Source organism: Mesorhizobium sp. M0678 (genome assembly GCF_040320505.1).
In the GTDB taxonomy this organism is placed as follows: Bacteria; Pseudomonadota; Alphaproteobacteria; order Rhizobiales; family Rhizobiaceae; genus Mesorhizobium.
Genome location: NZ_JAMYPT010000002.1, coordinates 267,977 through 281,268, shown reverse-complemented (window position 1 = coordinate 281,268; position 13,292 = coordinate 267,977). Strand labels below are relative to the sequence as shown.

At 63.2% G+C, this 13,292-nt stretch carries 11 protein-coding genes; 7 read left to right on the top strand and 4 right to left on the bottom strand.

The genetic code is table 11. The features are described from left to right. The first annotated feature begins 109 nt into the window (after window positions 1–109). Window positions 110–598, top strand: coding sequence for a DNA starvation/stationary phase protection protein Dps (gene dps, locus NKI29_RS04825; RefSeq protein WP_023676226.1), 489 nt, complete (start codon window positions 110–112; stop codon window positions 596–598). A gap of 8 nt (window positions 599–606) precedes the next feature. Here the strand turns inward: dps and xdhC are convergent, their stop codons facing one another. The 4 genes from xdhC to uraH form a co-directional block, all read right to left on the bottom strand. Then, the gene (xdhC, locus tag NKI29_RS04820) at window positions 607–1,596 is read right to left on the bottom strand and encodes a xanthine dehydrogenase accessory protein XdhC (protein WP_023676225.1); all 990 of its coding nucleotides are present in this window, start codon (window positions 1,594–1,596) and stop codon (window positions 607–609) included. A gap of 62 nt (window positions 1,597–1,658) precedes the next feature. After that, window positions 1,659–4,010: a xanthine dehydrogenase molybdopterin binding subunit gene (gene xdhB, locus NKI29_RS04815; RefSeq protein ID WP_352795708.1), complete on the bottom strand. Its 2,352-nt coding sequence runs from the start codon at window positions 4,008–4,010 to the stop codon at window positions 1,659–1,661. Beyond that, a complete protein-coding gene (gene xdhA, locus NKI29_RS04810) occupies window positions 4,010–5,491 on the bottom strand; it encodes a xanthine dehydrogenase small subunit (RefSeq protein ID WP_352795609.1) in 1,482 nt (493 codons plus the stop codon). The genes xdhB and xdhA overlap by 1 nt, the downstream gene beginning before the upstream one ends. 1 nt (window position 5,492) lies before the next feature. Continuing rightward, window positions 5,493–5,867: a hydroxyisourate hydrolase gene (gene uraH, locus NKI29_RS04805; RefSeq protein ID WP_352795608.1), complete on the bottom strand. Its 375-nt coding sequence runs from the start codon at window positions 5,865–5,867 to the stop codon at window positions 5,493–5,495. Window positions 5,868–6,040: 173 nt separating this feature from the next. Here uraH and puuE point away from each other — a divergent pair, with 173 nt between their 5' ends. The 6 genes from puuE (at window position 6,041) to NKI29_RS04775 (ending at window position 13,288) form a co-directional block, all read left to right on the top strand. Then, entirely contained in the window at window positions 6,041–7,474 is a 1,434-nt protein-coding gene (puuE, locus tag NKI29_RS04800; protein ID WP_023676222.1) for an allantoinase PuuE, read from the top strand. A 63-nt stretch (window positions 7,475–7,537) separates the two neighbouring features. Then, window positions 7,538–8,386 carry a bifunctional allantoicase/(S)-ureidoglycine aminohydrolase gene (locus NKI29_RS04795; RefSeq protein WP_502896636.1) on the top strand — a complete coding sequence of 283 codons (849 nt, stop codon included), beginning with the start codon at window positions 7,538–7,540 and terminating at the stop codon, window positions 8,384–8,386. Continuing rightward, window positions 8,383–8,886, top strand: a complete 504-nt coding sequence (locus tag NKI29_RS04790; RefSeq protein WP_352568400.1) for an ureidoglycolate lyase — start codon at window positions 8,383–8,385, stop codon at window positions 8,884–8,886. Before NKI29_RS04795 ends, NKI29_RS04790 begins: the two co-directional genes overlap by 4 nt. After that, window positions 8,886–9,479, top strand: coding sequence for a nucleoside deaminase (locus NKI29_RS04785; protein WP_031211650.1), 594 nt, complete (start codon window positions 8,886–8,888; stop codon window positions 9,477–9,479). The genes NKI29_RS04790 and NKI29_RS04785 overlap by 1 nt, the downstream gene beginning before the upstream one ends. Before the next feature lie 85 nt (window positions 9,480–9,564). Continuing rightward, window positions 9,565–11,547: a CocE/NonD family hydrolase gene (locus NKI29_RS04780; protein ID WP_352568401.1), complete on the top strand. Its 1,983-nt coding sequence runs from the start codon at window positions 9,565–9,567 to the stop codon at window positions 11,545–11,547. Between the two features lie 154 nt (window positions 11,548–11,701). Next, entirely contained in the window at window positions 11,702–13,288 is a 1,587-nt protein-coding gene (locus NKI29_RS04775) for an ABC transporter substrate-binding protein (protein ID WP_023676219.1), read from the top strand. The last annotated feature ends 4 nt before the right edge of the window (window positions 13,289–13,292 follow it).

Below are 13,292 nucleotides of genomic sequence, written 5' to 3'. Positions count from 1 at the left end.
TGGGATGCTGTGCCGCGGCGATGAGGCGTCTGCGCGCATATTCGATTGACCATCCCAAACTTCGCCCTCTTTTCAAACCACGCGGACGCAACCGCCACAGGAGCCGATCATGGATGCCATCGCCACCCGCAATGACCTGCAATCCAATGCCAAGAAAGAGTGTATCGATCTTCTCAATGCCCGCCTCGCCGACGCCATCGATCTGGCCTTGATCACCAAGCAGGCGCACTGGAACGTCAAGGGACCGCAATTCATCGCCATCCACGAGATGCTCGACACGTTCCGCGAGGAGATCGACGGCCATGTCGACACCATTGCCGAGCGCGCCGTACAGCTCGGCGGCACGGCGCTCGGCACCTCGCAGGAGGTGTCGAAGGCGACTATGCTGGAGGCCTATCCGACCGACATCCACAAGACCCGAGACCATCTGGCGGCGCTGATCGACCGCTATGCCGCGACCGCCAAGCGGGCACGCGCCGCGATCGACGAAGCGGCTGGCGCGGGCGACGCCGATACCGCCGACATCTTCACCGCCTATTCGCGCTCGCTCGACAAATTGCTGTGGTTCCTTGAGGCGCACACGCAGGAGAAGGAATAGCCAAAACGTCAGCCAGCCATCGCCTTGCGGTGAGAGGCTTTGGACTGAGCGGACGGTGCCGCCGCATGGCCGGCCAACGCTGTCATAATCTCGGCTACGGCGAGTGCGGCGATCACCTGCGGGCGCTTGTCCTTAACGGCATCGCCGCCGATCGGCGAGACGAGGTGGGCAAATTCCGCCTCGCTTCCGTCCGCCGATTTCAGGAACCAGTTCCGGAACGTCGCCTTCTTGGTTCTGGAGCCGATCATGCCGACATAGGCGGCATCCCGGCGTTTCAGAGCCTCGGCGACGATCAGGAAGTCCAGCGCGTGGTCATGTGTAAGGACGACGAAGGCGGATCCAGCCGGGGCTTCGCGCACCATCGCCTCAGGCATCGGCGTCAGCTTGGTTTCGACCGCTTCCGGCATGCCTTTGAGCGCCTCGGCTCGCGTCTCGACAACGACGACATGCACCGGCAGCAAGGCCATCGCGGAGGCCAGCGCCTGGCCGACATGGCCGCCCCCGAGGATGTAGACATGCGGTCGCTGCGCTTCCTCGGTTTCCGCCGCCGCAACCAGCTTGGCTTCAAGCGCGGGGTCGACTAGCTGGATCAGCAGCTCGACCCTGCCGCCGCAGCACTGCCCGATGTCCGGGCCGAGCGCGATGTCGAGGGTGGCGCGGATATCCCTCCCCCTTGAGGGGAGGGTGGCGGCGAAGCCGCCGGGTGGGGTCGCCGCGGCAGTGCTCGACGCGCTGGCGGTACCTTCTGAGACGACCCCCTCTGGCCGCTCCGCGGCCATCTCCCCCTCAAGGGGGGAGAAAAGCATCTGTCGCGCTTTGTCGATCGCCATGTATTCGAGCTGGCCGCCGCCGATCGTACCGAAAGTGGCCGATCCTGAGACGAGCATGAAGGCACCCGTCTCGCGCGGCGTCGAACCTTTTGTCCGGGCCACCTCAACGAAGGCGACCCGGCCGGCGCCGGCAAGAAAGGCTTTCAGGCTCTGCACTTTCGCGTTCATCATTTGCGTTCCCTATCGGGAAATATAGAGTTTTTCGGCCTGAATTGCACGTTTTCCGGGATTCAAGTGCCGGTTTTGGCTTCCCGCTTCAGCCGTTCGATCGCCATCAGCACACGCTCCGGCGTGGCCGGCGGGTCGAGGCGCGGGCAGATCTTGTGGCTGGCAACGCTCGCAACTGCGTCCGACAGCGCATGCAGCACCGACATTGCGAGCGGAAAGGGCGGCTCGCCGACCGCCTTGGAGCGGTGCACCGTCGGCTCGCCTGCTTGCGCCCAGTCGGCCAAAGTCACATTAAAAATCTTCGGCCGGTCCGACGCGAGCGGGATCTTGTAGGTCGATGGCGCATGGGTGCGCAGCCGCCCCTTGTCGTCCCACCACAGTTCCTCCGTCGTCAGCCAGCCCATGCCCTGGATGAAGCCGCCCTCGATCTGGCCGAGGTCGATGGCGCGGTTCAGCGAGCGGCCGGTTTCGTGCAGGATGTCGGTGCGCTCGACGACATATTCGCCGGTCAGCGTATCGACCGAGACTTCCGAGCACGCGGCGCCATAGGCGAAATAGTAGAAGGGATGGCCCTCGCCCTTGTCGCGGTCCCAATGGATTTTCGGCGTCTTGTAGAAACCCGCCGCCGAAAGCTGGATGCGCGCCATATAGGCCTGCCTGACGAGATCGGCGAAGGCGATCTCCTGGTTGCCGATGCGCACGCGGTTGGGCAAGAACAGCACCTGGTCCCGCGGCACCTGGTATCTCTCGACGGCAAAATTGATCAACCGGTCCTTGATCTGGCGGGCGGCATTCTGCGCCGCCATGCCGTTGAGATCGGAGCCGGAAGACGCGGCGGTGGCCGAGGTGTTCGGCACCTTGCCGGTCGTCGTCGCGGTGATCTTGACCTGATCGAGGTCGATCTGGAACTCTTCCGCCACGACCTGCGCCACCTTGACATAGAGGCCCTGCCCCATCTCGGTGCCGCCGTGGTTCAGATGCACCGAACCATCGGTATAGACATGCACCAGCGCGCCGGCCTGGTTGTAGTGGGTGGCGGTGAACGAGATGCCGAACTTGACCGGCGTCAGCGCCAGTCCGCGCTTGATGAAGCGGCTGTTGGCATTGAAAGCATCGATGGTGCGGCGGCGCCTCGCATAGTCGGAACTCGCCTCCAGCTCGGCGACGATGCGGTGGATGACGTTGTCCTCGACCGTCTGGTGATAGGGCGTGATGTTTCGGTCGCTGGTGCCGTAGAAATTCTTTTTGCGGATTTCGAGCGGGTCCTTGCCGAGGGCAAACGCAACTTCGTCGATGACGCGCTCGGCGCCGACCATGCCTTGCGGGCCGCCGAAGCCGCGAAAGGCGGTGTTCGATACCGTATTGGTGTAGAGCGGCGCCGATTGCGCGTGCACCGCCGGCCAGAAATAGGTGTTGTCGCAATGGAACAGCGCGCGGTCGGTGACCGGGCCGGAGAGGTCGGCCGAGAAGCCGCAGCGCGCCGCGAACATGAAATCGACGCCCAGAATATTGCCCTCGTCGTCGAAGCCGACCTCGTAGTCGACGAGGAAATCGTGGCGTTTGCCGGTGGCGATCATGTCGTCGTCGCGGTCGGGCCGGATTTTCACGGCCCGATGATGTTTCTTCGCGGCGATAGCGGCCAATGCCGCAAACTGATTGCCTTGCGTTTCCTTACCGCCGAAAGCGCCGCCCATCCGGCGGATTTCCACCGTCACCGCGTGGCTCGGAACACCGAGCGCGTGGCTGACCATGTGCTGGATTTCGCTCGGGTGCTGGGTCGAGGAATAGATGGTGACGTCGTGGTCCTCGCCAGGGATGGCCAAGGCGATATGGCCTTCGAGATAGAAATGCTCCTGGCCGCCTATGCGCATCTTTCCCTTCAGCCGGCGCGGCGCCGCCTTGATCGCAGCCGCTGCATCACCGCGCTTCAGCGTCAGCGGCGGCGTGACCAGCTTATCCATCCGTGGATCGAGCTCACCGACATCGGCGACGAACGGCAATTCCTTGTATTCGACCTTGGCCAGCCTCGTTGCACGGCGCGCCTGCTCGCGGGTTTCGGCAATGACGCAGAAGATCGGCTGGCCAAAGAATTGCACCTTGCCGTCGGCCAGCACCGGCTCGTCGTGACGGCCGGTCGGCGAAATGTCGTTCTCGCCTGGCACGTCGCTCGCCGTCAGCACGTCGATGACGCCGGGTGCGGCGCGCACCGCCGAAAGGTCCATGCTGGTGATGGTGGCATGCGTCGCCGTCGAAAGCCCAAGGCAGCCATGCAGCGTGCCGGCCGGTTCCGGCATGTCGTCGATATAGACGGCCGTGCCACTGACATGCTTGTGCGCGGAATCATGGCGCTGGTCGGTGGCGACGCCGCCGGCGATTTTTTTTGCCTTCAGGTTTGGCGTGGCGTGCTTGTTCATCATGCCGCCTCGTGCCGTGATACCTGGATCGGCGCCCGGGTGCCGGTGGTTTCGGCAAAGAAGCGCAGCAGCAGGTTGCGCGCCGCCAGCGCCCGGTATTCGGCGCTTGCCCGCATGTCGGTCAGCGGCGTGAAATCGCCGGCGTACGCGGCCATCGCCGCCTCGACCGTCGCTTCCGTCCACGGCTTGCCAAGCAATGCCTTTTCCACGCCAAAGGCTCGCTTCGGCGTTGCCGCCATGCCGCCGTAGGCGATGCGCACATCCGCCACCGTGTCATCCGCGGCGAGCTTCAGGGTAAACGCCCCTAGCGCTGCTGTGATGTCTTCGTCGCGGCGCTTGGTGATCTTGTAGACGGCAAATTTCGTCTCGCTACCTGGCACCGGGACATGCACGGCCTCGACGAATTCGCCGGGCTGCCGGTCCTGTCGGCCATAGGCGATGAAAAACTCCTCGAGCGGGATCGTCCGCCGCTTGTCGCCGCGGCGCAGCGTCAGGCGGGCACCGAGTGCGATCAGCGGCGGCGGCGTGTCGCCGATCGGCGAACCGTTGGCGATATTGCCGCCGATGGTGCCCATGTTGCGCACCTGATCGCCGCCGATGCGATCGAACAGCGGGCCGAGCGCCGGGATGCGTTTCGCCAGCATCGAGAAGGCTTCGCTATAGGTGACACCGGCGCCGATCGAGATGACGCCCTTGTTCTCGGAAATCCCGCACAGACCATCGAGATTGCCGATGAAAATCGCCGGCGCAATATCGCGCATGTGCTTGGTCACCCAAAGGCCGACATCGGTCGAACCCGCGACGATAGTGGCTGCCGGCTCCTTGACCAGCACGCTGGCCAGATCGTCGGCATTGGCCGGCACGATCAGCCGCATGCTGCCGGAGCCGATCTCGATGCGCGAACCGTCCTTCATCGCTTCGAGCTTGGCCGTGACTGACTTGCGCTCCGCCGCCAGCGGATCCTTTGCCGCCGGGCCGTAGCTGGAGATGGCACGTGCGGCGCGCATGATCGCCTCGTAGCCGGTGCAGCGGCAGAGATTGCCTTGCAGCGCCTTTTCGATGGCGGCGTCCGACGGCTCCGGCGTCCGCATCCACAGAGCATAAAGCGACATGACGAAACCCGGTGTGCAGAAGCCGCATTGCGAGCCGTGGAAATCGACCATCGCCTGCTGCACGGGATGCAGTTTTCCTGCGTCGCCGCGCAGATGCTCGACGGTCACTACATGCGTGCCGTCTAGCGAGCCAAGGAAGCGGATGCAGGCATTGACGCTTTCATAGACCAGTGTTCCACCGGAGAGCCTGCCGACCAGCACCGTGCAGGCGCCACAGTCGCCCTCGGCGCAACCTTCCTTGGTGCCGCGCAGCGAGCGGTCGAGCCGCAGCCAGTCGAGCAGTGTCTGGTCGGGCGCGACCGTGCCGAGCGCGACGTCCTCGCCATTGAGGATGAAGCGGATTTCGTTGCGTGTCTTGATCCCGGCCATCTCAGCTTCCCCGGTAAGTCGAATAGCCGTAAGGCGACATGAGCAGCGGCACATGATAGTGCATCGGCTCGGCCATACCGAAGCGGATCGGCACATGGTCGAGGAAGGCCGGTTCCGGCAGTTTTGTCCCTTGCCGGCGCAGATAATCGCCAGCCGCAAAGACCAGCTCGTATTCGCCGGTACGGAATTCCGCGCCGGCAAGCAGCGGAGCATCGCAACGGCCGTCATCATTGGTGACGACCGTTTTCAGATGCGTCCGGGCCTGACCGTCAAGATGATAGAGCTCGATCGACAGACCGGCCGCCGGTTTACCGGCCGCAGTGTCGAGGACGTGGGTCGTCAGGCGCCCGCCTTCGGCTTTCGACGTTTCCGCCACTGGCTGCTCCATTCCCTGCACAGTCGAACACTATTCATGAATTGTGCGCCAATTAAAGGCGATGCATAAGTCCCGGTCGAGCGGACCGCGACAAAAACACTTTCAAAAATTTCGGGGGAATGCGCAGGCACTCCTTTCGACTATCCTGATCACAATTTCCGGCAGGAGCGAGAATGCGTTACGAACGAGACATGCGCGGCTACGGAGCCAATCCGCCGGATCCGAAATGGCCCGGCGGGGCGCATGTCGCGGTGCAGTTCGTCGTCAATTACGAAGAGGGCGGCGAGAATTGCGTCCTGCACGGCGACAAGGCTTCGGAGGCTTTCCTGTCGGAGATCGTCGGCGCCGCGCCCTGGCCCGGCCAGCGCCACTGGAACATGGAATCGATCTACGAATACGGCGCCCGAGCGGGCTTCTGGCGATTGCTGCGCCTATTCAGCGCGGCGCAAGTGCCGGTCACCTGCTATGGCGTCGCCACGGCCCTGGCGCGTTCGCCCGACCAGGTTGCGGCGATGCAGGAGGCCGGCTGGGAGATCGCTTCGCACGGGCTGAAATGGATCGACTACCGCGACCATGCGCCAGAAGACGAGCGCCGCGACATGGAGGCGGCGATCCGGCTGCATTATGAGGTGACAGGGGCGCGGCCGACCGGCTGGTACACCGGCCGCACCTCGATCAACACGGTGCGGCTGGCGGCGGAAGAGGGCGGCTTCGATTATGTGTCGGACACCTATGACGACGAACTGCCCTACTGGTTCGAGCATGCGGCACCGGACGGGTCGGCGAAGCCGCAGCTGGTCATCCCCTATACGCTCGACGCCAACGACATGCGCTTTGCCACGCCGCAAGGCTTCAACTCGGGCGACCAATTCTTTGCCTATCTCAAGGATAGTTTCGATACGCTCTATGCCGAGGGCAAGGCAGGACGGCCGCGCATGATGAACATCGGCCTGCACTGCCGCCTCGTCGGCCGGCCGGGCCGGGTCGCGGCACTGAAGCGCTTCATCGACTACGTCAAATCACACGACAAGGTCTGGCTGGCACGGCGCATCGACATCGCAAAACATTGGCAGGAGACGCATCCGTTCCGGTTGCCGGCGCTGCGCCCGTCGAAAATGGAATTCGAGGCCTTCGTCCATACATTTGGCGGCGTGTTCGAGCATTCGCCGTGGATTGCCGAGCGCGCTTATGAGCTGGAGCTCGGCCCGGCGCATGACAGTGCCGGCGGCCTGCACAATGCGCTCTGCCGCGTCTTTCGCGCGGCAAGCGAGGCCGAGCGGCTTTCCGTGCTCAATGCCCACCCCGACCTTGCCGGAAAACTGGCGCAGGCCAAGCGGCTGACGGCGGAATCCTCGAGGGAACAGGCTTCGGCCGGCCTCGACGCGCTGACCGACAAGGAGCGCGAGCTGTTCGCAAAACTCAATGCCGCCTACGTCACCAGTTTCGGTTTCCCCTTCATTATTGCGGTGAAAGGCAAGACCAAGGGGGAGATCCTGGCCGAGTTCGAGGCGCGTATTGGCAACAGCCACGATGTCGAATTCGAAACCGCCTGCAGACAGGTCGAGCGCATCGCGCTGCTTCGTCTCAAGGACATGCTTCCGCAATAGGCTTTGGCTGCCGCGATAGGCCCTGGCTTCCGCAACAGGCTTGAATTTATGGATATGATGAAAATGGCCGAGCGAACCTATTATGCGCCGCAGGGCGGACATCCCGGCCAGAGCGAATTGCTGACCGGCCGCGCTGTGTTCACACAGGCCTATGCCGTCATCCCCAAGGGCGTGATGCAGGACATCGTCACCAGCGCCTTGCCGTTCTGGGATGGGACACGCGTCTGGGTGCTGTCGCGGCCGCTGTCGGGTTTTGCCGAGACGTTTTCGCAATATATCGTCGAGCTCGCGCCTGGCGGCGGCAGCGACCACCCTGAGCTTGACGCCGCCGCCGAAGGTGCGCTGTTCGTGGTCGAAGGCGAGCTAAGCGTTTCGCTTGCCGGCAAGAAACATAGCTTAATGCCGGGCGGCTTTGCCTTCCTGCCGCCGGCGAGTGGGTGGACGGTGCACAATGAAAGCGGCGCCGCCGTCCGCTTCCACTGGATCCGCAAGACTTATGATGCAGTCGACGGCATCGAGCCGCCGCAAGCGTTCTTCGTCAACGAACAGGAAATCGCGCCGACGCCGATGCCGGGTACCGAAGGCCGATGGGCGACCACGCGCTTCGTCGATCCGGCCGACATGCGTCACGACATGCATGTCACCATCGTCACGCTCGAGCCGGGCGCGGTCATTCCTTTCGCCGAGACGCATGTCATGGAGCACGGGCTCTATGTGCTGGAGGGCAAGGCGGTCTATCGTCTCAACCAGGATTGGGTCGAGGTCGAGGCTGGCGACTATATGTGGCTGCGCGCCTTCTGCCCGCAGGCTTGTTATGCCGGCGGGCCAGGCAAATTCCGCTATCTCCTCTACAAGGACGTCAACCGCCACGCCAAGCTTGGCAGCGCCGGCGTCGCGAGACCTACACCATGACCCGCATCGTCGCGCGGCCGCTGACCCGCGAGAATTTCGCCGAATTCGGCGACGTCATCGATATGGGCGGCGACAACCACTATCCGATCAATGGCGGCAAGGCCGAGCGCTACCATGACCTCGCCACCGCGGAAGCACGAGGGCCGAATGCGCGCGTGCTGATCTCGATGGTGCGTGGCACGCCCTATGAGCTGCCGTTGAAGCTTACCATGGTGGAGCGCCATCCGTTTGGCAGCCAGGCCTTCATCCCGCTGTCACCACGGCCGTTCCTGGTCGTCGTCTGCCATGACGGCGAGGAGGGCCCGGGCGAGCCGCATGCCTTCATCACCGCGCCCGGGCAAGGCATCAACTATCCGCGCAATTTGTGGCACGGCGTGCTGACGCCGATCGGCGAGCCGCAGGACTTCCTGGTCGTCGACCGTGGCGGCGACGACTCCAATCTCGAAGAGTGCCATTTCTCGCACGCCTACGAGATACATCTTCCCGATGGGAGCCGGTGATGACCGACATTTCGCTGATCGACCGCCTGCTCGATGTCATAGAGCACGACATCGTGCCGAAGACGGCCGAGGGCGTCGCGCATGGCAACAAGTTGTTCGGCGCGGCGATCCTGCGCAAGGACGACCGCTCGCTGGTGCTTGCCGAAACCAATAACGAGACCGAAAACCCGCTCTGGCACGGCGAGGTGCACTGCCTGAAGCGCTTCTACGAACTGCCGAAAGCCGAGCGCGTCGACACCAGGGAGGCTATCTTCCTCGCCACCCACGAGCCCTGCTCGCTCTGTCTGTCGGCGATCACCTGGACCGGCTTCGACAATTTCTTCTATCTGTTCAGCCACGAGGACTCGCGCGACAGCTTCGACATCCCGCACGATTTGAAGATCCTGAAAGAGGTCTTCACCCTCGATCCCGGCGGCTACAATGCCGAGAATGCCTATTGGAAGAGCTTTTCGATCCGCAAATTGGTGCGCTCGCTGCCGGACCCCGAGCGCGGTCGGCTGGAAGCGCGCATCCACACAATATCAACGCGCTATGACGAATTGTCCGGCGCCTATCAGGCCGGCAAGGACGAAAACGACATTCCGCTGAATTGACGCGGATTGACCAGCCGAATTCGTTGACTGGCCCATGACGCGCTCTCACGGGCTCCATCATCTGGCGCTCCTGGAGTTCGCCCGCATGAAAATCGTCACTGAATTCCCCCGAAAGATCGTCGAATTTCCGGATATGGGGATCATCATGCCGGACGGCTGCCGGCTGTCGGCGCGGGTGTGGATGCCGGCCGATGCTGCCGACGACCCAGTGCCGGCAATCCTCGAACACCTGCCCTATCGCAAGCGCGACGGCACGATCTATCGTGATCAGCTGACGCATCCCTATTTTGCCGGCCACGGCTACGCCTCGATCCGCGTCGACATGCGCGGCAATGGCGATTCCGAAGGGCTGATGGACGACGAATATTCCGAGCAGGAATTGCAGGACGCTTGCGACGTCATCGCCTGGGCGGCGGACCAGCCCTGGTGCAACGGCAATGTCGGCATGATGGGCATTTCGTGGGGCGGCTTCAACTGCCTGCAGGTGGCGTCTAAGCAGCCGCCGGCGCTGAAGGCGGCCATCAGTCTCTGTTCGACGGTCGACCGCTATGCCGACGACATCCACTACAAGGGCGGCTGCCTGCTGATCGAGAATTTCGGCTGGGCCTCGACCATGCTGTCCTATTCGTCAAGGCCGCCGGATCCGTTGCTGGCCGGCGACAACAGATGGCGCGACCTGTGGCTGACCAGGCTGGAGAACCAGCCATTCCTGGCACCGCTGTGGCTGAAGCACCAGCATCGCGACGCCTATTGGAGGCGCGGCTCGATCTGCGAGGACTATTCCGCCATCCATGCCGCGGTGCTGTCGATCGGCGGCTGGCATGATGGCTATCGCAATACGATTTCCCATCTCGCCGTCAATATCGAGGCGCCGGTCAAGGGCATCGTCGGCCCGTGGATCCACAAATACCCGCATTACGCCGCGCCCGAACCGCGCATCGGCTTCCTGCAGGAGGCCTTGCGCTGGTGGGACCGCTGGCTGAAGGACATCGACACCGGCGTCGAGGCCGACCCCGCCTACCGCGCCTATGTCATGGACAGCGTGCGTCCGGCACGCTGGCATCCCGAGCGGCCGGGCCGCTGGGTCGCTGAATCGGAATGGCCGTCACCCAACATCAAGACGCAAGAGGTTGAGCTTATCGCTGAAGGCAACCACGCTATCGTCGCTTCGCCGCAAAGCTGCGGCCTCGCCGGCGGCGAATATTTCCCCTTCACCTTCGGCCCGGAACTGCCGGGTGACCAGCGCCCCGACGATGCGCTGTCGGTGTGCTTCGACCAGCCGGTGCTGACCGAAACGGTCGACATTGTCGGTGCTCCCGAAGTTGTGGTCAGCGTCTCGTCGGACCGGCGCCAGGCGAACATCGCGGTTCGGCTGTGCGACGTCCATCCGGACGGGGCATCGGAGCTGATCTCGTACGGCGTGCTCAACCTGACGCATCGCAACTCGCACGAATTTCCCGAAGCGCTGGTGCCCGGCGAAACCGTCAGCGCCCGGGTGGTGCTCGACCAATGCGCCTATCGCGTGCCGGCCGGCCATCGCTTGCGCGTTGCCGTTTCGAACGCCTACTGGCCGATGATCTGGCCGTCGCCGGAGCCGGTCCGGCTCGAATTGTCGGCCGCGACATTGATGCTGCCGGTACGCCCGCCGGCGACAGGCGACGAGGTCACCTTCCCCGCTCCCGAAGGTGCTGCGCCCTGGGCAACGGAGACGCTTCGGCCCGCCAATTCCGAGCGTCATGTCGATCGCGACGAAAAGACCGGAATGATTACGCTTTCCATCGTCGACGATTTCGGTGAGGTGCGCGACCTGGAGCATGGCCTCGCCAATGGCAGCATCGCCAGAGAGACATGGGCGATCCATCCCGACAATCCGCTGTCAGCCTCGGGCAAGACGCATTGGACCCAGACGCTGTCGCGAAATGGATGGTCGGTGCGCACCGAAACCTTCGCCGAAATGCGGTCCGACGCGCAAAGCTTCGTGGTTAGCGCCAGAATCGAAGCCTACGAAGGCGAAAAACTGGTCTTCGAGCGCAACTTCGAGGAGAAAATCCCGCGCGCACTGCTTTGAGCGCTTATAGCGATTGGTCCAATTGCGACGCACGATTTACGCCACGGCATGTCGCATTCGGTCTTGCTTACCGCTTTCCCTTACGGTCATTATTCTCCCGATAGAAATGAGAAAAACGACCATAAGGTCGGACCAGCAGAGTGAGGAACTCAACATGTCGAACGAACTGGAATATCTGAGCCGGCGCGTTGCGTCCGGCAAGCTGAGCCGTCGCGATTTTCTCGGCCGGGCAGCAGCGCTTGGCGTCACCGCAACCATCGCCAATTCGCTGCTATCCAGCGCTTCCCGCGCGGCGGGTCCGGTCAAGGGCGGCACGCTCAAGGCCGGCCTGGTCGGTGGCGAGTCCACCAACAGCCTCGATCCGGCGCTGTTTATGACGCAGGTGCCGTTCGCCTTCGGCAAGATGTGGGGCGAACTGATCGTCGAACTGTCTCCCGAAGGCAAGCTCGAGAACCGCATCGCCGAGGAGATCGGCTCGTCGGACGACGCCAAGACCTGGACGCTGAAGATCCGCGATGGCGTCGAGTTCCACAACGGCAAGAAGGTGACCGCAGAGGACGTGGCCGCCACCCTCGAACGCCATTCGGACGAGAAGTCAAAGTCCGGTGCGCTCGGTTATATGAAAGGCATCGAGAGCATCAAGGCCAGCGGCAAGGAAGTGGTGCTGACGCTGAAGGAGCCGAATGCCGACCTGCCCTACCTGCTTAGCGACTATCACCTGATCATTCAGCCGAATGGCGGCAAGGACAAGGCCGATGCCGGCATCTCGGCGGGTCCTTACAAGGTCACCACCAACGAGCCCGGCGTGCGCCATGGCGGCGAGCGCTTCGCCAATTATTGGCAGGGCGACAAGATGGGCCATGCCGACCAGATAGAGATCATCGTCATCAACGACGCCACGGCGCGCACGGCCGCCCTGCAGGGCGGCCAGGTCCACATGATCAACCGCGTCGAGCCGAAGATCGTCGATCTGATCAAGCGCGTGCCCGGCGTCACCATCCGCAACCATTCGGGACCCGGCCACTACGTCTTCATCATGCACTGCAACACCGCGCCGTTCGACAACAACGATTTGCGGATGGCGTTGAAGCTGGCGATCGACCGCGAGGAGATGCTGAACAAGGTGCTGCGTGGCTATGGCTCGCTCGGCAACGACTTCCCGATCAATGCATCGTACCCGCTATTCACCGAAATCGAGCAGCGCAAATACGATCCCGACAAGGCCAAGTTCCACTACAAGAAGTCGGGCCATGACGGTGCCGTCCTGCTCCGGACGTCGGACGTCGCCTTCCCCGGTGCCGTCGATGCTGCACAGCTGTTCCAGCAGAGTGCTGCCAAGGCCGGCATCACGCTGGAGATCAAGCGCGAGCCGGGCGACGGCTATTGGTCGGAAGTCTGGAACAAGCAGCCCTTCTGCGCCTCCTACTGGGGCGGCCGGTCGACGCAGGACCAGATGTACTCGACTGCCTATCTGTCGACGGCCGACTGGAACGACACACGGTTCAAGCGTCCGGATTTCGACAAGATGGTGCTGGCGGCTCGCGCCGAGCTCGACGAGGCCAAGCGCAAGGCAATGTACCACGACATGGCTGTGATGGTGCGCGACGAGGGCGGCCTGATCCTGCCGATGTTCAATCAGTTTATCGACGCGACGGGCGCCAAGGTTGCCGGGTGGGTGGATGATCCGCATCAGGAGTTGATGAACGGATATGCTCTGGCGAAGTGCTGGCTCGAAGCCTGAGCCC